The 16,374-nt window shown below is 70.8% G+C and carries 18 protein-coding genes and 3 tRNA genes; 14 read left to right on the forward strand and 7 right to left on the reverse strand.

All coding sequences use genetic code 11. From position 1 onward, the window contains the following. Positions 1-216 precede the first annotated feature (216 nt). The gene (locus tag ABT294_RS23915) at positions 217-1,374 is read left to right on the forward strand and encodes a cytochrome P450 family protein (protein WP_350808454.1); all 1,158 of its coding nucleotides are present in this window, start codon (positions 217-219) and stop codon (positions 1,372-1,374) included. Between the two features lie 64 nt (positions 1,375-1,438). On the opposite strand, the gene ABT294_RS23920 is transcribed toward ABT294_RS23915, so the two are convergent. Then, a complete protein-coding gene (locus tag ABT294_RS23920; RefSeq protein ID WP_350808455.1) occupies positions 1,439-3,406 on the reverse strand; it encodes a M3 family metallopeptidase in 1,968 nt (655 codons plus the stop codon). Positions 3,407-3,567: 161 nt separating this feature from the next. Here ABT294_RS23920 and ABT294_RS23925 point away from each other — a divergent pair. The 4 genes from ABT294_RS23925 (at position 3,568) to ABT294_RS23940 (ending at position 4,507) form a co-directional block, all read left to right on the forward strand. Then, positions 3,568-3,639 (forward strand) — tRNA-Gln (locus tag ABT294_RS23925). A gap of 107 nt (positions 3,640-3,746) precedes the next feature. Continuing rightward, positions 3,747-4,259 carry a hypothetical protein gene (locus ABT294_RS23930; RefSeq protein ID WP_350808456.1) on the forward strand — a complete coding sequence of 171 codons (513 nt, stop codon included), beginning with the start codon at positions 3,747-3,749 and terminating at the stop codon, positions 4,257-4,259. A gap of 80 nt (positions 4,260-4,339) precedes the next feature. Then, positions 4,340-4,415 (forward strand) — tRNA-Glu (locus ABT294_RS23935). A gap of 19 nt (positions 4,416-4,434) precedes the next feature. Beyond that, a tRNA-Glu gene (locus ABT294_RS23940) sits at positions 4,435-4,507 on the forward strand. Between the two features lie 116 nt (positions 4,508-4,623). Here ABT294_RS23940 and ABT294_RS23945 read toward each other — a convergent pair. After that, the gene (locus ABT294_RS23945) at positions 4,624-6,339 is read right to left on the reverse strand and encodes a hypothetical protein (RefSeq protein ID WP_350808457.1); all 1,716 of its coding nucleotides are present in this window, start codon (positions 6,337-6,339) and stop codon (positions 4,624-4,626) included. Between the two features lie 58 nt (positions 6,340-6,397). After that, complete coding sequence (locus ABT294_RS23950; protein WP_350808458.1) at positions 6,398-7,114, reverse strand: IclR family transcriptional regulator; 717 nt, start codon at positions 7,112-7,114, stop codon at positions 6,398-6,400. Positions 7,115-7,380: 266 nt separating this feature from the next. On the opposite strand from ABT294_RS23950, the gene leuC reads away from it, so the two are divergent. The 4 genes from leuC to ABT294_RS23970 all read left to right on the forward strand — a co-directional run bounded on the left by leuC (position 7,381) and on the right by ABT294_RS23970 (position 9,987). Continuing rightward, positions 7,381-8,766 carry a 3-isopropylmalate dehydratase large subunit gene (leuC, locus tag ABT294_RS23955; protein WP_350808459.1) on the forward strand — a complete coding sequence of 462 codons (1,386 nt, stop codon included), beginning with the start codon at positions 7,381-7,383 and terminating at the stop codon, positions 8,764-8,766. Positions 8,767-8,782: 16 nt separating this feature from the next. Further along, a complete protein-coding gene (gene leuD / locus ABT294_RS23960; RefSeq protein WP_350808460.1) occupies positions 8,783-9,370 on the forward strand; it encodes a 3-isopropylmalate dehydratase small subunit in 588 nt (195 codons plus the stop codon). After that, a complete protein-coding gene (locus ABT294_RS23965) occupies positions 9,349-9,588 on the forward strand; it encodes an SCO5555 family protein (protein WP_350808461.1) in 240 nt (79 codons plus the stop codon). The genes leuD and ABT294_RS23965 overlap by 22 nt, the downstream gene beginning before the upstream one ends. Before the next feature lie 99 nt (positions 9,589-9,687). Next, entirely contained in the window at positions 9,688-9,987 is a 300-nt protein-coding gene (locus ABT294_RS23970) for an HU family DNA-binding protein (protein WP_350808462.1), read from the forward strand. Positions 9,988-10,057: 70 nt separating this feature from the next. Here the strand turns inward: ABT294_RS23970 and ABT294_RS23975 are convergent, their stop codons facing one another. Next, positions 10,058-10,261, reverse strand: a complete 204-nt coding sequence (locus tag ABT294_RS23975; protein ID WP_350808463.1) for a hypothetical protein — start codon at positions 10,259-10,261, stop codon at positions 10,058-10,060. A gap of 56 nt (positions 10,262-10,317) precedes the next feature. On the opposite strand from ABT294_RS23975, the gene ABT294_RS23980 reads away from it, so the two are divergent. Continuing rightward, positions 10,318-11,523, forward strand: a complete 1,206-nt coding sequence (locus ABT294_RS23980) for an MFS transporter (RefSeq protein ID WP_350808464.1) — start codon at positions 10,318-10,320, stop codon at positions 11,521-11,523. Here the strand turns inward: ABT294_RS23980 and cofC are convergent. After that, a complete protein-coding gene (gene cofC / locus ABT294_RS23985) occupies positions 11,498-12,133 on the reverse strand; it encodes a 2-phospho-L-lactate guanylyltransferase (protein ID WP_350808465.1) in 636 nt (211 codons plus the stop codon). The two genes, ABT294_RS23980 and cofC, sit on opposite strands and share 26 nt — an antisense overlap. A 120-nt stretch (positions 12,134-12,253) precedes the next feature. Here cofC and ABT294_RS23990 point away from each other — a divergent pair, with 120 nt between their 5' ends. The 3 genes from ABT294_RS23990 (at position 12,254) to ABT294_RS24000 (ending at position 15,138) form a co-directional block, all read left to right on the forward strand. Further along, complete coding sequence (locus tag ABT294_RS23990) at positions 12,254-12,916, forward strand: lysophospholipid acyltransferase family protein (RefSeq protein WP_350808466.1); 663 nt, start codon at positions 12,254-12,256, stop codon at positions 12,914-12,916. Between the two features lie 4 nt (positions 12,917-12,920). Continuing rightward, positions 12,921-13,931 (forward strand): NAD(P)H-dependent glycerol-3-phosphate dehydrogenase, encoded by a 1,011-nt coding sequence (locus ABT294_RS23995; protein ID WP_350808467.1) that lies wholly within the window; start codon positions 12,921-12,923, stop codon positions 13,929-13,931. 112 nt (positions 13,932-14,043) lie between these two features. Further along, the gene (locus tag ABT294_RS24000; protein WP_350808468.1) at positions 14,044-15,138 is read left to right on the forward strand and encodes a D-alanine--D-alanine ligase family protein; all 1,095 of its coding nucleotides are present in this window, start codon (positions 14,044-14,046) and stop codon (positions 15,136-15,138) included. Between the two features lies 1 nt (position 15,139). On the opposite strand, the gene ABT294_RS24005 is transcribed toward ABT294_RS24000, so the two are convergent. Then, a complete protein-coding gene (locus ABT294_RS24005; RefSeq protein ID WP_350808469.1) occupies positions 15,140-15,574 on the reverse strand; it encodes a DUF3515 family protein in 435 nt (144 codons plus the stop codon). A 13-nt stretch (positions 15,575-15,587) separates the two neighbouring features. Next, a complete protein-coding gene (locus ABT294_RS24010) occupies positions 15,588-15,821 on the reverse strand; it encodes an Lrp/AsnC family transcriptional regulator (RefSeq protein WP_350808470.1) in 234 nt (77 codons plus the stop codon). A 110-nt stretch (positions 15,822-15,931) separates the two neighbouring features. Here ABT294_RS24010 and ABT294_RS24015 point away from each other — a divergent pair. Further along, positions 15,932-16,374, forward strand: a 443-nt coding sequence (locus ABT294_RS24015) for an AIR synthase related protein (RefSeq protein ID WP_502912114.1), incomplete at its 3' end; no start/stop codon positions are given.

The raw sequence follows: 16,374 nt of genomic DNA on the forward strand, positions 1-16,374 counted from the left end.
AATTACTTTATGGTGGAGGTATCTCGATTGCGCACTCCTTCCCCTGCTCGCCGATGGCCGGGGCTGATCGTCGTCGCGCCGCTGCTCCTGCCGGCAGGCCGCCAGGAGGGCCTTCCTCGCGGGCGTCACCAGCATGCTTCCCGGACGTAACCGGCCCGCCCAAGGCCGCCGACCCGCGCCCCCACTCAAGATCCGGACAGCCTCCTAGGAGCCCAGATGTTCAACGCGCCGCACGCCGGCATCGACCCGTTCGCCGTCACCGTCCGCGGCATCGGCGAGGCCCATCCTGCCCACGCCGCCCTGCGTGCTCTGGGGCCGATCGTCCGCGCCGACGCCCCGGCCGGCGGCCAGGTGTGGATCGTCACCGACTACGCCCTGGCCCGCGAGGTACTCACTCACCCGGGCATCGTCAAGGACCCCGCGTACGCGCCGGCCGGGTGGGACCCGCGGACCGCGGGGCTCGAACCGACCGCCGCGGCGCAACCGTCCCTCACCACCCTCGACGGCGCGGCGCACGAGGCGCTGCGCCGCGCGCACGCCCCGCTCTTCACGGCCCGGCGGATGCACGACTACGCCGAGCGGATCACCACGATCGCCCGCGAGCTGCTCACCGGGCTCGCCGCCGCCGGCGGCACGGTCGACCTGATGGCGGACTTCGCCACGCGCTTCCCCCTCAGCGTCGTCTGCGACGTGCTCGGCGTGCCGCTCGCGCGGGTCGACCAGGCCATCGTGGCCTGCCGGCGGATGTACAGCGACGACCCCGAGGAGGTGGGGATGGCCATGGCCGCGTTCGCGGACCTGGCCGGCGCCGCGCTCCAGGACGGCCAGGACGGCCTCGCCGTCGAGCTGCGTGAGCGGGTGCCCGACGAGCTCACCGAGGCACAGGTGCACTACCTGCTCTTCACACTGATCTTCGCCGGTCAGCTCACCACCGACGCCTCACTGGGCTTCCTGCTCGCGTACGTCCTGGACGCCGACAGCGATGTGGCGGGCAGGATCGCGACCGGCGAGCTCGTCCGGGACACGCTGCGCCGGCACCCGCCCGCGCCCTTCACCCTCTGGCGGTTCACCGCCACCGACATCGAGCTCGCCGGGGTGCGGCTGCCCGCCCGGTCGCCCGTCCTCGTGGACATCCAGGGCATCAACACCGACCCCGGTCGGTCGAACGGGCCGGACCTCACCTTCGGCGCCGGCCCGCACTACTGCACCGGCGCGCAGCTCGCCCAGCTGGAGCTGGGCGCGATCGTGGACGTCCTGCGGAGCGACTTTCCCGACGCGCGCCTCGCGGTGCCGTTCGCCGAACTCCGGCAGATCGGCGTCGGCGGGATCCAGGGATGCCGGTTGACCGCCCTCCCGATCACGCTGCGAGGCTGACCCGCCGACGCGCGCTGCCGGCCACCCGCCGCACCCCATGCAGGGTGCGCCGGGCGGGCCGCGGCTAGAGGAGGCCGCGGCGTTCCAGGAGGGGCTGGATGCGCGGCTCGCGGCCGCGGAAGTTCCGGAAGGCCGTCAGCGCGTCGAGGCTGCCGCCGAGCGACAGCAGCTCCCGGCGGAAGTGGTCGCCGTTCTCCCGCTTCAGCCCGCCGTTCTCCTTGAACCACTCCACGCTCTCGGCGTCGAGCACCTCGCTCCAGATGTAGGAGTAGTAGCCGGCGCTGTAGCCGCCGGAGAAGACGTGCGCGAAGTAGTTGGTCCGGTAACGCGGCCTGACGAGCGGGACGTCGATCTGGGCGGCCTGGAGGGCCGCCGCCTCGAACGCCTCGGCGTCCTCGACGCTCTCGCCGGGGGTCAGCTTGTGCCAGGCCCAGTCGAGCAGCGTGGCGGCCAGGTACTCGACCGTCATGAAGCCCTGGTTGAACTGCTCGGCGGCCTTCATCTTCTCCACCAGCTCGGCGGGCATGGGCTCGCCCGTCTCGTGGTGCTTGGCGTAGTTGGCCAGGACCTCCGGCCACGTCACCCACATCTCGTTCACCTGCGACGGGTACTCCACGAAGTCGCGCGGCACGCGGGTGCCGGAGACGCGCGGGAAGCGCACCGCGGAGAACAGCCCGTGCAGCGCGTGCCCGAACTCGTGGAAGGCCGTGTTGACCTCGTCGTACGTCAGCAGCGTCGGCCCGGAGGCGGGCTTGGTGACGTTCAGGTTGTTCAGCACCACCGGCCTGGTCCCGAACAGGTACGACTGGTCGACCAGGTTGTTCATCCAGGCGCCGCCGCGCTTGGTCGGCCTGGCGTACGGGTCGAGCCCGAACAGGCCCAGCTCGCCGCCGTCCTCGTCGCGGACCTCGAAGAACCTGACGTCCTCGTGGTAGCCCTTCAGCTCGGGACGCTCGGTGAACGTCACCCCGTACAGGCGGGTGGCCGCGTAGAACACGCCGTCGCGGAAGACGCGGTCGAGTTCGAAGTACGGGCGCATGGCGGCGGCGTCGAAGTCGTAGCGGGCCTGCCGCACCTTCTCGGAGTAGAACGACCAGTCCCACGGTTCGATCGCGAACCCGGCCTGCTCGCTGAGCGCCTCGGCCTCCTTGTGGGCGTTGCGCACGGCCGGGCCGACGAGCTGCCCGAGCATCTCCTCGACCGCTTCGACAGTCTTGGCCGTCTGGTCGGCCACCTTGTAGGCGGCGTGGGTCGGGAAGCCGAGCAGCGCGGCCCGCTCGGCGCGCAGCGTGGCCAGCCTGACGGCCAGCTCGAAGTTCTCCGGCGCCCGCTCGACGCTCAGCGTGTAGAGCCGGCGGCGCACGTCGCGGTCGGTCAGCTGGGTCAGGGCGGGCTGGTTGGTGAAGTTGAGCAGCGGCAGGACGTACTCGCCGTCCTTGCGCAGCGACTCGATCGTGGCCTCGTCGAACCCGTCGAGCTCCTTGGCGTCGGTGACGACCAGAGCGGAGCCGGTGAGCGCCGCGAGCAGGTTCTGGGAGAACTCGGTGGAGAGCTTCGACTGCTCCTCGTTGAGCTCCTTCAGCCTGGCCTGCTCGTCCTCCGACAGGTCGGCCCCCGCCCTGACGAAGTCCTCGCGATACTTCTCCAGGAGCCACGCCTCCTCGGCGTTCTCCGTGCTCACCTGCTTGATGCGGGCCCACAGCGCGCGGTTGAGCCTGATGGCGTCGCTGTGCTTGGCCAGCTCGGGTGAGATCCGCTTCTCGATCTCCCTGATGCCGTCGGTGGCGTGGGACGCGGACAGGCTGTAGAAGACGGTGGCCGTGCGGTCGAGGGTCCGCCCGGAGCGCTCCAGGGCCGCGATCGTGTTGTCGAAGGTGGGGGCCTCGGCGTTGGAGGTGATCGCGTCGACCTCGGCGAGCTGCTCGGCCATGCCGCGCTCGAAGGCGGGCAGGAAGTGGTCCTCGCGGATCTCCTCGAACGGCGGCAGCTCGTAGGGAAGGCTGCTGGGGGCGAACAACGGGTTCTCGGCCAACGCTTGCGCTCCTCCACGTGGTGTTTTGTCCTCCTCAGCTTCGCATGCCGGGTGCGCGCGGCGCGCCGTGGAGAGCTCGTTGGCCAATCGTTTTGGTGATGCCGCCAAGCTGGGCTATTCTTTCGGACGTCGCCGAACGCGCCCCAAGGGGTTCGGAACGGTGGGGTATGGTGTAATTGGCAGCACGACTGATTCTGGTTCAGTTAGTCTAGGTTCGAGTCCTGGTACCCCAGCTTCTAGCGGATGTCTCATTGAGATGTCCGCTTTTTGGTTTATGGATGAATTCCGGATCAGAAGAGGTTCATTCCTCTCCTTCGCCGCCCCCCTCGTCCCCCCGCTGGTGCTCTTCTTTCCGGTCTGCCTCCTGCTCGGCGCCCTCCTCACCCAGAGCTCGGTCGCCGGCCTGGTGATCGGCGTGGCCGCCACGGCCGCGCTCGGCGGCGTCCTGGTGGTCAAGTACCGCCGGATGGTGGCGGGCACCGTGGTCCGCTTCTCGCCGCAAGGGGTGGAGATGTCCGACGCCTACGGCTACCGCCTGCGCCTCAGCTGGCCCCGTATCGAGCGCGTCGACGTCGTCCGGAGTCGGATGGCCAGCCCGCGCACGATCGGCCGTCCTGGGGGCCTTCGCGTCCGCGCGGGCGCCATGCAGTCGGTGGGGCTCGTCGGCTGGGGTGAGCGCGACGTCCCCGCCCGCATGCCCCGCTGGATGCGCGACCATCTCGCCCGCGTGCCCGTCGACCCGGAGACCGGCCTGCAGTGGCTCGCCATTCCGCTGGGCGCCGTCGATCCGCTCTGGGAGCGCGGGCCGATGGGCGACTGGGTGCGCCGCCACAGGCCCGATCTGCTGGCCTGATAGTGGTTTGGAGTGCTCCATGGGGTGCGGTAGAGTTACCTGCGTTGCCGGGGAGGCCCGGCAAAATCGCTTGTGGACAGGGTCCCGTCGTCTAGTGGCCCAGGACGCCGCCCTCTCAAGGCGGTAGCGCCGGTTCGAATCCGGTCGGGACTACCACTGTCCAGCAAGCTGCGAAGGTCCCGTCGTCTAGTGGCCCAGGACGCCGCCCTCTCAAGGCGGTAGCGCCGGTTCGAATCCGGTCGGGACTACGTCTCACCTCATCACCGCCCAGCGTTTATCGCCGGGCGGTTTTTCTTTTTCGCGCCGACGATTCCCGGAGTGACCCGGCTGAGGGGCTGGAGTTCGACTCCAGCCCCTCAGCGGCTCACGCGTTGGAACGGGCCTTGAACAGCGCCCGGCGGGCCGCCTTGGCGACCTGCTTGTCAGGATGGACCTGCGAGATCAGGTCGAGCAGCTCCTCCACGTGCGCGTGCGGGATCTTCCAGATCACCTCGAGCAGGTTGTTGAGCAGCTCGGGCCCGATGTCGCGCAGGCTGCTCACGAACTCGGAGCGGCCCAGCCCGGCCGAGATCGTCCACATGTCGAGAATCAGCCAGTGCGTGTCGTCCTGCGTCGGCTCGGGAGCGCCCTCCACCTCCAGCTGGCTCAGATGCGTCGCCGCGTACGGACGCAGCGACGGCACCTTCAGCACCTCCTGCCAGGCGGGGACGGCCGCCTCGCCCAGCGTGCCGACCACGCTGGCCGCCTGCACCCGGATGAGCGCGTCGGACTCGTCCTCAGCGGCGGCCGCCAGCAGCTCCTCGGCGGCCTTCTCAGGCTCGCGCAGCTGCATCCAGGCGGCGAACTCGGCGTCGGCCTCCTCCTCCGGCAGCTCGGCGCTGAGCGCCAGCAGCTCGTGCGCGCTCATCGACTCGATCGCCGGACGCGCGTCGAGCTCGATGTCGGAGTCGTCGACGAGGTGGACCACGCCCTCCGTGCCCAGCGCGGTGAGGCTGACGGTGGTGCCGGAGACCTCGGCCATGCCGTAGCCGACCAGCCAGTCGATCGCCGTGGCCAGCGGGTCGCCCGCGGCCTCCCAGGCGTCGGACCCCAGCTCGTCGAGGTCGGCCGCCGCCTCGGACAGCTCCTGCTCCAGCTCGCCGCGCTCGCGCGAGCCGCCTGCCAGCAGCAGCCTGACCAGCACGCCGCGGGTGAGCCCCGCCAGCGCCATGGTCAGGTCTTCGTCGTCGAGCTCCGGGTCGCCGTAGTCGACCGAGTGCAGGCCCAGCATCCAGGCGTCGAGGACGTCCTCGTCGTCGTCGAACGGCCACTCGGCCGTGTCGTCCTGGACGGCGACCGTGTTGGCCTCGCCGGGCTCCAGGAACTCCAGATCGACGGCGAGGTTCCAGATGTTCCACAGCTGCGGCACGGCCTCGGCCAGCGGCCCGTCGGCTTCGGGCTTCGGCAGGCCGACAGCCGTCAGTGCGTCCTCCACCTCGGCGTCGGAGAGCAGGGTCTCCTCGCCCACCTTGCGGCCCGAGCCGACCCAGAGGGCCAGGTCGCGCGCCTTGGTGATCAGCGGCGCCTCACGGGCCGCCGCTGCCAGCTCGGAGTCGGGACGCAGCCTGATCGTGTCGAGGTCGGCCAGCTCGTCGGCGAACGGCTCGAAGTCGCCGAGGTCGCCGGCTTCCTCGTCGCCGTCGCCGTCGTCGTCCCCCTCGTCGAGCAGGTCCTCCATGAGCTCGACGAACTCGTCCTCGACGTCGTCGAGCTCGGCCCGCAGCTCCGCGAGGGAGTGCGAGCCCTTGCTCAGCCTGCCCGTCTGGTCGAGGAACGTCAGGTACGCGTCGACGGCGGGCAGCATCCCGTCGGCGGCGGCGTCGGGATCGTCGACGACCTTCGGCATGCGGTCGAGCAGCAGGTTGCGCAGGTCGGCACGCTTCCACGTGCCGAGGTCCTGCGAGAAGGCGAGGCGGTGCCAGAGTGCGGCTGGCCCCACGAGCTCGGGGTCGCTGTCAGGCGCGTGCTTACGCGCCCACATGATGAACTCTTCGAGCAGGGGTCGCAGCTCAGTGGCGGCTACCTCGATGCGATCTGTCACCCACTCAGGCTAGTGCGCCCGCGAGGCAGTCGGCTCCCCAAATAAACGCTTTTGCTGATCATGACGTGCGGCGCATGGCCTCCGTGATACGTTCGGCGGCCGCCATCACCGGTACCGCGTGCAGCCTGCCGGGCGCCCTGGTCAGCCGTTCGATCGGCCCCGACACGGAGACGGACGCGACCACCTTGCCCCCGCTGCCCCTTATCGGCGCCGAGACGCTGGCCACGCCCTGCTCGCGCTCGCCCACGCTGTGCGCCCACCCCCTGCGCCGCACCGACGCCAGCGTGGCGGCCGTGAACTTGGCGCCCCGCAGCCCGCGGTGCAGCCGGTCGGGCTCCTCCCACGCCAGCAGGATCTGCGCCGCGGACCCCGCCGTCATCGGCAACGCGGACCCCACGGGGACGGTGTCGCGCAGGCCGCTGGCCCGTTCGGCCGCCGCCACGCACACCCGCTCGTCACCCTGGCGGCGATACAGCTGCGCGCTCTCGCCGGTCAGGTCACGAAGCTGCATCAGCACCGGCGCGGCGACCGCCAGCAACCGGTCCTCTCCGGCCGCCGTGGACAACTCCGACAGACGCGGGCCGAGAACGAATCTGCCCTGTGTGTCGCGGGTCACGATGCGGTGATGCTCAAGGGCGACGGCCAGCCGGTGGGCCGTCGGACGGGCCAGACCGGTGGCCTGAACCAGCTGAGCAAGCGACGCGGGGCCGGCTTCGAGGGCGTTGAGAACCAGAACGGCTTTGTCGAGTACTCCGACTCCGCTAGAGTTGTCCATAGACCGATACTGCCGTCTCGACATATGAGAAAGCAAGTCGGAGGCAAACTCCACACGCGGGGGAGCGCCGGTCTCTTTACTGAGGAGCGGAGCGACCGTAGCGACAAGGGAAGAGACCGAACCGCGATGCGGAGCATCGCACATAAGCCGTGAGGGAGCGCCGGTCTCTGGACTGAGGAGCGCAGCGACCGTAGCGACAAGGGAAGAGACCGGGTCCGAGCGACCGAACCGCGATGCGGAGCATCGCAAATAAGCAGGAGGAGATCATGGGCCGCACACTGGCCGAGAAGGTCTGGGAGCAGCACGTCGTGCGCCGTGCCGAGGGCGAACCCGACCTGCTCTACATCGACCTGCACCTCATCCACGAGGTGACCAGCCCGCAGGCGTTCGACGGTCTCCGTCTCGCCGGCAGGACCGTGCGAAGGCCCGATCTCACGATCGCCACCGAAGACCACAACGTGCCGACGGTGCTCGGCCCGATCGCCGACCCGGTGTCCAAGACCCAGGTCGAGACCCTGCGCAAGAACGCCGCCGAGTTCGGCATCCGGCTCCACCCGATGGGCGACGCCGGGCAGGGCGTGGTGCACATCATCGGCCCGCAGTTCGGCCTGACCCAGCCGGGCATGACGATCGTCTGCGGCGACTCCCACACGTCCACGCACGGCGCCTTCGGCGGCATCGCGTTCGGCATCGGCACCTCCGAGGTCGAGCACGTGCTGGCCACCCAGACCCTGCCCGCCTACCGGCCGAAGACGATGGCCATCGAGGTCTCCGGCGAGCTGCCCACCGGCGTCACGGCCAAGGACCTGATCCTGGCCATCATCGCCAAGATCGGCACCGGCGGCGGCCAGGGCTACATCGTCGAGTACCGGGGCGAGGCCGTGCGCAAGCTCTCCATGGAGGGCCGCATGACCGTCTGCAACATGTCGATCGAGGCGGGCGCCCGCGCCGGCCTGATCGCGCCGGACGAGACCACGTTCGAGTACCTCAAGGGCCGCCCGCACGCGCCGTCCGGCGAGGCCTGGGACCAGGCCGTCGAGTACTGGAAGTCGCTGCGCACCGACGACGACGCCGTGTTCGACAAGGTCGTCGAGATCGACGCCTCGACGCTCACGCCGTACGTCACCTGGGGCACGAACCCGGGCCAGGGCCTGCCGCTGGACGAGTCCGTGCCCGCCCCCGAGAGCTTCGGCGACCCGATCGAGCGCGCCGCCGCCGAGCGGGCGCTGGAGTACATGGGGCTGACCGCGGGCACGCCGCTGCGCGAGATCGAGGTCGACACCGTCTTCGTCGGCTCGTGCACCAACGGCCGCATCGAGGACCTGCGCGCCGCCGCCGAGATCCTGCGCGGACGCCAGGTGACCACCCGCACCCTGATCGTGCCCGGCTCGATGCTGGTCAAGCTGCAGGCCGAGCAGGAGGGGCTGCACGAGGTGTTCAAGGCCGCGGGCGCCGAGTGGCGCGAGGCGGGCTGCTCGATGTGCCTCGGCATGAACCCCGACACGCTGCAGCCGGGAGAGCGCAGCGCGTCCACGTCCAACCGCAACTTCGAGGGCCGGCAGGGCAAGGGGGGCCGCACCCATCTGGTGTCGCCGCAGGTCGCCGCCGCGACCGCCGTCACCGGCCGCCTGACCGCCCCCGCCGACCTCTGACAGGAGAACCGTTCCGATGGACGCATTCGTCACCCACACCGGTACGGCGGTGCCGCTGCGCCGCAGCAACGTCGACACCGACCAGATCATCCCGGCCGTCTGGCTCAAGCAGGTCAGCCGCACCGGCTTCGAGAGGGGCCTGTTCGCCGCCTGGCGCGAGGACCCGACGTTCGTGCTGAACGACCCGTCGTACGAGGGCGGCTCGATCCTCGTCTCCGGCCCCGACTTCGGCACCGGCTCCTCGCGCGAGCACGCCGTGTGGGCGCTGCAGCAGTACGGCTTCCGCGTCGTGATCGCCGCCAGGTTCGGCGACATCTTCCGCAACAACTCCACCAAGATGGGCCTGCTGCCGGTCGTCCTGCCGGGCGAGAAGGTCGAGGCCCTGCAGGCCGCCGTGGAGGCCGACCCGGCCCTCCAGGTGACCGTCGACCTGGAGAACCGCCAGGTGCGCTGGGCCGGCGAGGTCGTCGCGTTCGAGATCGACGACTACACCCGCTGGAGGCTGATGGAGGGCCTCGACGACATCGGGCTGACCCTGCGTCACGCCGACGAGGTGGCGGCGTACGAGAATGGTCGGCAGCCATGGCTGCCGAAGACCGTCTAGACGACCTCGAAGACGACGAGCTGGCGCGGCGGTTGCGTGAGGCGCACCGCCGCGTCAAAGCGCTGCCCGCCGCCGAAAGGGAGCGGCCGGCCCGCCGCTATCTCGCGATCTGCGACCTGGCCAAGCGCGACCCGGAAAGGGCGGCGGCCCGGCTGCTGGTCTTTCTCGCTTCCATGGATGACACGCCACGCGCACCCGAAAACACGCTAGGTGATTGAGTTCCCCCGCAATCCCGCCTACTTTCGAGCGCGTAAGGGGTTTCTACGTCGAACTTGTGAGCTGGAACCCCGCGCCGTAACTGGGGGAGCACAACTTTCATGAACAAGCGGGAACTCGTCGACGCCATCGCGGACCGGGTGGGCGACAAGAAGACGGCCACGGAGGCTGTGAACGCGGTCATCGACGCCATCCAGAAGGCTGTCGCCAATGGGGACAAGGTCTCGATCACGGGCTTCGGCGCGTTCGAGATGGCGCACAAGCCGGCCAGGACGGCCAGGAACCCGTCAACCGGCGCGGAAATCAAGGTGGTCGAGAGCTGGGCGCCGAAGTTCCGCCCCGGCTCCGACTTCAAGGAAATGGTGAACGCCGGCGGCAAAAAGGCCGCTAAGAAGAAGTAACCGCAACGGAAGCCGACGCCCGAGCCGCCTTAATGGCGCTCGGGCGTTCGCCTTTCCTGGGGCTGCCCGTTCAGCCGGGGACGGGAAACGTCGACAGGGTGACGTAGGTGATCCGGTCGCCCGTCATTCCCAGGTTGACCCGCTGCCCCGTGCGCAGCAGCCGCAGCGGGCCCGCGTCGAAGGCGGGCGGGTCGAACTCCAGCACGGTCCCGTCGTCGAGGAAGACCGAGCCGGACCGTGTCGCCTCGTCGAAAGTACGCACCGTCGCCTGCACGCAGACCAGCGTAAACGGTTTGCCCCCCGGCCAGCGAGGGGCGAGGATCGCCAGTCATGCGACAGAACGGGGACTTCCGGCGATTCGTCTGGGCGAACGGCATCACCCAGATGGGCACCCAGGTCACCGCCGTCGCCCTGCCGCTCACCGCCGTCCTGACCCTGGACGCGGGCGCCTTCCAGCTCGGCCTGCTGTCGGCCGCCCAGATGGCGGCCTTCCTGCTGCTCGGGCTCCCCGCGGGCGTGTGGGTGGACAGGGCGCGACGGCGGCCGATCCTCATCTGGTCCGACGTGGTGCGCGGCCTGGCGCTGCTCACCGTCCCCGTCGCCGCCTGGCTCGGCGTGCTCGGCCTGCCGCAGCTCTTCGCGGTCGCCCTGGTCCTCGGCCTGGGCACGGTCTTCTTCGACGTCGCGCACATGAGCTTCCTGCCCGCCATCGTCCCCAGGGAGGGGCTCGAACGCGGCAACGCGACGCTGGAGGTCACCCGGCAGGTCTCCCTCCTGGCCGGGCCGGGCCTCGGCGGCTGGCTGGTCAACCTGCTCACCGCGCCGTTCGCGCTGCTCGCCGACGCGGCCAGCTACCTGCTCTCGGCGCTGCTGCTGTCAGGCGTACGCGCCACCGAGACGCCGGGACGCGGCGACGGCCGGCTGCGCCGGCAGGTCGCGGAAGGCGTCGGGTTCGTCGCCCGCGACCGGGTGCTGCGCAGGATCGCGGTCGGCGGCGCGCTCGTCATGATGGCGAACGGCGTCATGTCCGTCGCCCTCCCGCTCTACCTGATCAGGGAGCTGGGCGTGCGCGCCGCCCAGTACGGCCTGCTGCTGTCGGCCTCGGCCGTCGGCTCCCTCGTGGGCGCGCTGCTCGTCGGACGGGTCACCGCCCGCTTCGGCACCGGCAGAGCCCTGTACGGCTCCGCCGTGCTCGCCACCGTCCTCTACCTCCCGGCCCTGGCGACGGGGCCGGGCTGGCGGTTGCTGTTCTTCCCGCTGGCCTCCCTGCTGTTCGGGGCGGTCAGCGTGGTGTTCGGCGTCACCCAGCTCAGCTACCGCCAGCGCGTCACCCCCGAGCACCTGCTCGGCCGGGTCAACGCCAGCATGCGCTTCCTCATGTGGGGCGCGGGGCCGGTGGGCGGGCTGGCGGGGGGCGCGCTGGGGGAGTGGCTGGGCGCGCACGCGGCGTTCGCCGTGGGCGCGGCCGTCCTCGGCCTGTCGCACCTGGCGGTCGTCACCTCACCCAGGATCAGGACGCTGGCCACAGTTGGCTGACCACGGCCGCGGTGTGCCGTCCGAGGCCGAGGGCGACGGCCGCGCGCAGGTCGTCGGGGGTGTCGACGTCGCGCCTGACCGAGTCGACGCCGTCGAGGCACAGCTCCTTGGCCCCGCCCGCCAGGTGCTTGGCCCGCGACTCGCCGCCGAAGCGCGGCGTGAACGGCAGGCCGGGCCGCACCCCGTAGAAGGTGGTGCCGACGTCGAGCGCGTCGGGCACGAACGCCTGGTCGAACTCCGCCGCCGCGGCCAGCACCGTGGCCAGCTCGCCGGGGCGCAGCGCGGGCAGGTCGGCCTGGAGCGCGCCGACGGCGTCGCCGGGCGCGACCTCCACGGCGTGCGCGGCGCCCGTCCGCAGGGCGGTGTTCAGGCCGCGGTCGGGGTCGTGGACGACGTCCGCGCCCAGGGCCGCGAGCGGGCCCGCGGCGGCGGGATCGGCCGTCACCACGACTACCCGCGCCACCAGCGGGCAGGAGAGCGCCGCCGAGACGGTGTCACAGGCGACGGCGACGGCAAGCCGCGTGCGGTGCGGGCCCGTGGCGGCGGCCAGCCGGGTCTTCGCCGCGACCAGCGTCTTCACTGGAATGACCAGTGACCAGCGGATGCTCATAGGCTAAGCATCGCGCCTCGACATCCCGCGCGGCCAACCGGGAGACTTGGGGCTCAACCGATGGAGGAGAGCATGAGGCGCCCCACGCGACCATCGCGATTCTGGGAGACCCTGGCCGTCGTGATCGTGAAACCACTGTCGCGGCTCCTGGTCAAACACGACTGGCGGGGAGGCGAGCGCATCCCGCGCACCGGCGGCGTGATCATCGCGGCGAACCACCTGTCGTGGACCGATCCCGTCCTGCTGTCGCACTTCCTGTACAACCACGGGCGCTGGCCGATCATCCTGGCCAAGGGCGGGCTGTTCCGCGTGCCCCTCCTCGGCCACGCCGTGCGCTCCCTGCGCGCCATCCCCGTCGCCAGGGGCAGCAGCGAGGCGATCAACTCGCTGAAGGAGTCGGAGGAGCGGCTGAGCGACGGCGGCGCGATCCTGTTCTACCCCGAGGGCACCTGCACCAGAGATCCCGAGCTGTGGCCCATGGTGGGCAAGACGGGCGCCGCGCGGCTGGCGCTGGAGAGCGGCGCGCCGGTGATCCCGGTGGCCCACTGGGGCGCCCACGAGCTGCTGCCGTACGGCGAGAAGAAGCCCAGGCTGTTCCCGCGCAAGACGTTCCACGTGCAGGTGGGCCCGCCGGTCGACCTGTCGAAGTACCAGGGCAGGCCGCCGCACGCGGACGTGCTGCGCGAGGCGACGGCCGACATCACGGCGGCGATCACCGCGCAGCTCGCCGAGCTGCGCGGCGAGAAGGCGCCCGACACTCCCTACGACCCCGCCAGGCGGTGATGGCATGACCAACGCGGCCGTATTCGGCACCGGCTCGTGGGGCACCACGTTCGCGATGATCCTGGCCGAGGCCGGGAACCGCACCACGCTGTGGGGGCGGCGCCAGGAGACGGTGGAGTCCGTGAACCGGGCCCACATGAACTCCGACTACCTGCCCGGCGTGGCGCTGCCCCCCTCGCTGCGCGCCACCACCGACCCGGCCGAGGCGCTCGACGGGGCCGACTTCGTGGTGCTGGCCGTGCCGTCGCAGTCGCTGCGGCCCAACCTGGCGGCCTGGCGGGAGCACATCCCGCCCGACGCGGTCCTGGTCAGCCTGATGAAGGGGGTCGAGCTCGGCACGACCAAGCGGATGAGCGAGGTGATCCGCGAGGTCGCCGGGGTGCCGGAGGAGCGGGTGGCCGTCGTGTCGGGGCCGAACCTGGCCAAGGAGATCGCCATGCGGCAGCCCGCCGCCACCGTCGTGGCCTGCACCGACGAGGCCGTCGCGGCCCGGCTGCAGAAGGCGTGCCACCTGCCGCCGTGGTTCCGTCCGTACACCAACCCGGACGTCGTCGGTGTGGAGCTGGGCGGCGCGGTCAAGAACGTGATCGCGCTGGCCGTCGGCGTCGCGACGGGCATGGGCATGGGCGACAACGTCGGCGCCATGCTGATGACCAGGGGGCTCGCCGAGATCTCCCGGCTGGGCGCGGCGCTCGGCGCCGACCCGCACACCTTCGCCGGGCTGGCCGGGATGGGCGACCTGGTGGCCACCTGTATCTCGCCACTGTCGCGCAACCGCACGTTCGGCGAGAACCTCGGACGCGGCATGACGCTGGCCGAGGTCGTCGCGGCCACCCGCCAGACCGCCGAGGGCGTCAAGTCCTGCGAGTCCGTGCTGGCGCTGGCGAGGAAGCACGACGTGGAGATGCCGATCACCGAGGTCGTGGTGGGCGTGGTGCACGACGGCATGTCGCCGGCCGAGGCGGGCATGCTGCTGATGTCCCGTTCGCCCAAGCCTGAGCGGTACGGGGTCTGAGGGATTTTGCCGCGCTTCTGCACGTCGATTACGGACATCTGGCCGAGCATTACGGACATCACCCGCGTGCTCGACTCGCTGTCCTGAGGACACGCCGGTAGATTCGGACGACATGAGCAAGCCACGCATCGCCGTCGTTTTCGGTGGTCGCAATTCGGAACACGCCGTGTCCCTGATGGGCGCGGGCAGCGTCCTGGAAGCGATCGACAGGAGCAGGTACGAGGTGATCCCGATCGGGATCGCCCAGGACGGCAGGTGGGTGCTGGCCGCGACCGACCAGCGGTACGCCATCGAGGCCGGCGAGCTTCCGGCCGTCGACACCTCGGGCACGGCGCTCGCGCTGCCCTCCGGCGAGGGCTCGCTGGTGGCCTACGCGCCCGGCAGCATCCCTGTCGAGCTCGGCGCGGTGGACGTGGTCTTCCCGGTGATGCACGGCCCGTTCGCCGAGGACGGCACGATCCAGGGCCTGCTGGAGATGGCCGGGGTGCGCTACGTGGGCTCGGGCGTGCTCGCCAGCGCCGTCGGCATGGACAAGGCGTACATGAAGACCGTGCTGGCCGCCGCCGGGCTGCCGGTGGGCCGCCACGTGGTGGTCCGCGAGCGCGACTGGCGGCTCGACCGCGACCGGGTGGTCAAGGAGGCCGAGGCGCTGGGCTGGCCGGTGTTCGTCAAGCCGGCCAGGGCCGGGTCGTCGCAGGGCATCTCCAAGGCGCATGACAGGGCGTCGCTGGAGGAGGCCGTCGAGCTGGCCAGGCAGCACGACCCGAAGGTACTGATCGAGGCGGCGATCGAGGGGCGCGAGATCGAGTGCGCGGTGCTCGAGTCGCTGGGTGACGAGCCGCCCGTCGCCTCGTTGCCCGGCGAGGTGCGGGTCGAGGGCGGCCACGAGTTCTTCAACTTCGAGGCCAAGTACTATCCCGACCAGATGTCGCTGACCGTCCCGGCCGACATCCCCCAGGAGGTGGCCGAGGAGCTGCGGGCGATGGCCGTGCGCGCGTTCGAGGCGCTCGACTGCGAGGGGCTGTCGCGGGTCGACTTCTTCTACACGCCCGAGGGGAAGCTGGTCTGCAACGAGATCAACACCATGCCCGGGTTCACCTCGCTGTCGGTGGCGCCGCAGCTGTGGGCGGCGTCGGGGCTGTCGTACCCGGACCTGGTCGAGCGGCTCATCCAGCTGGCGCTCAACCGCTCGCCCGGCCTCCGCTGACCTACCCGCCGAGGCCCTTGCTCACCTTCGTGACCGCGCCGGAGAGATCCGCCAGGACCTCCGGCGCGACGTGCGTCCCCGCGATCGTCACCTCGACGTAGAGCGGAGCGGCGACGGCGGTGAAGAGGGTGGGTTTCTCGGGGTCGGCGTACCAGCCCACGCCGTCGATCTCCTGGAGCTGGTCCGTGGCCGCCATGCGCGCGGGCCGCGGCACGCCGCAGCGCAGCGCGATGTCGGCCTCGCCCCAGACGACGACGTACGGCGACTCGGGCGTGGACGTGCCGCGTTCCACGCCGTCGAGCGTCTTCGGCAGCAGCCCCGCGAGCTTCACGCAGGCCGCCGCCACCTCGCCCTGCGGGGCGGGCGGCTCCACCTGGACCGCGCCGCCGCACCCGGCGAGCGCGAGCAGGATCATCAGGACGGCGGCGGCACGCATGGAAGATCTACTTTCAGATATGCACGATCGGACAGGTAAGGGTACGTGTGATGCCCTCCACGGCCTGGATCTGGGCGACGACCAGCTTGCCCAGTTCGTCGACGTTGCGGGCCTCCGCGCGCACGATCACGTCGTACGGGCCCGTCACGTCCTCCGCTTGGGTGACTCCGGGTATCCCGGAGATCTCATGGGCCACGTTCGCGGCCTTGCCGACCTCGGTCTGAATAAGGATGTAGGCATGCACCATTACGTCCTCCCAGGCGGTTGGATCACGCAGAAGGGCCACCGTACCCTGTGTGCGTCAGGAGGTGTGTCATCACAGTCGGAGATCTCGGCGAATTCGGAGCAGTTTCTCGCATATCCGGACGTCTACCCCAAGGTCGGGCGGTTCTACTCGGCCCGGGAGACGATGCCGCCCTGGTGAGCGCGCCTGACGGGCGTGTGGTGGTTTCAACCGATCTCCTGATCGAGGGCAGGCACTTCCGCCGCGACTGGTCCAGCGGGTACGACATCGGGCGCAAGGCCGCCGCGCAGAACCTCGCGGACGTCGCCGCCATGGGCGCCGTGCCCACCGCGATCGTGGTCGGCCTGGGGATGCCCGCCGACGTGCCGGTGTCCTGGCTCGACGCGCTCACCGAGGGCTTCAGGGACGAGTGCGCGGTGGTCGGGGCGAGCGTCGTGGGCGGCGACACCACCCGCGGCGACCTGGTGGTGCTCGGCGTGACCGCGCTCGGCGACCTGGGCGGCCGGCCGGCCGTGACCCGCGCGGGAGCGCGTCCCGGCCACGTGGTGGCCGTGGC

The organism is Nonomuraea sp. NPDC000554 (assembly GCF_040300065.1).
In the GTDB taxonomy this organism is placed as follows: Bacteria; Actinomycetota; Actinomycetes; order Streptosporangiales; family Streptosporangiaceae; genus Nonomuraea.

Bases quoted from the DNA above. Each gene is read 5' to 3' on its own strand.
- ABT294_RS23915 (WP_350808454.1), top strand. From the start codon at position 217: ATGTTCAACGCGCCGCACGCCGGCATCGACCCGTTCGCCGTCACCGTC.
- ABT294_RS23950 (WP_350808458.1), bottom strand. From the start codon at position 7,114: ATGGACAACTCTAGCGGAGTCGGAGTACTCGACAAAGCCGTTCTGGTT.
- leuC (WP_350808459.1), top strand. From the start codon at position 7,381: ATGGGCCGCACACTGGCCGAGAAGGTCTGGGAGCAGCACGTCGTGCGC.
- leuD (WP_350808460.1), top strand. From the start codon at position 8,783: ATGGACGCATTCGTCACCCACACCGGTACGGCGGTGCCGCTGCGCCGC.
- ABT294_RS23965 (WP_350808461.1), top strand. From the start codon at position 9,349: ATGGCTGCCGAAGACCGTCTAGACGACCTCGAAGACGACGAGCTGGCG.
- ABT294_RS23970 (WP_350808462.1), top strand. From the start codon at position 9,688: ATGAACAAGCGGGAACTCGTCGACGCCATCGCGGACCGGGTGGGCGAC.
- ABT294_RS23980 (WP_350808464.1), top strand. From the start codon at position 10,318: ATGCGACAGAACGGGGACTTCCGGCGATTCGTCTGGGCGAACGGCATC.
- cofC (WP_350808465.1), bottom strand. From the start codon at position 12,133: ATGAGCATCCGCTGGTCACTGGTCATTCCAGTGAAGACGCTGGTCGCG.
- ABT294_RS23995 (WP_350808467.1), top strand. From the start codon at position 12,921: ATGACCAACGCGGCCGTATTCGGCACCGGCTCGTGGGGCACCACGTTC.
- ABT294_RS24000 (WP_350808468.1), top strand. From the start codon at position 14,044: ATGAGCAAGCCACGCATCGCCGTCGTTTTCGGTGGTCGCAATTCGGAA.
- ABT294_RS24005 (WP_350808469.1), bottom strand. From the start codon at position 15,574: ATGCGTGCCGCCGCCGTCCTGATGATCCTGCTCGCGCTCGCCGGGTGC.
- ABT294_RS24010 (WP_350808470.1), bottom strand. From the start codon at position 15,821: ATGGTGCATGCCTACATCCTTATTCAGACCGAGGTCGGCAAGGCCGCG.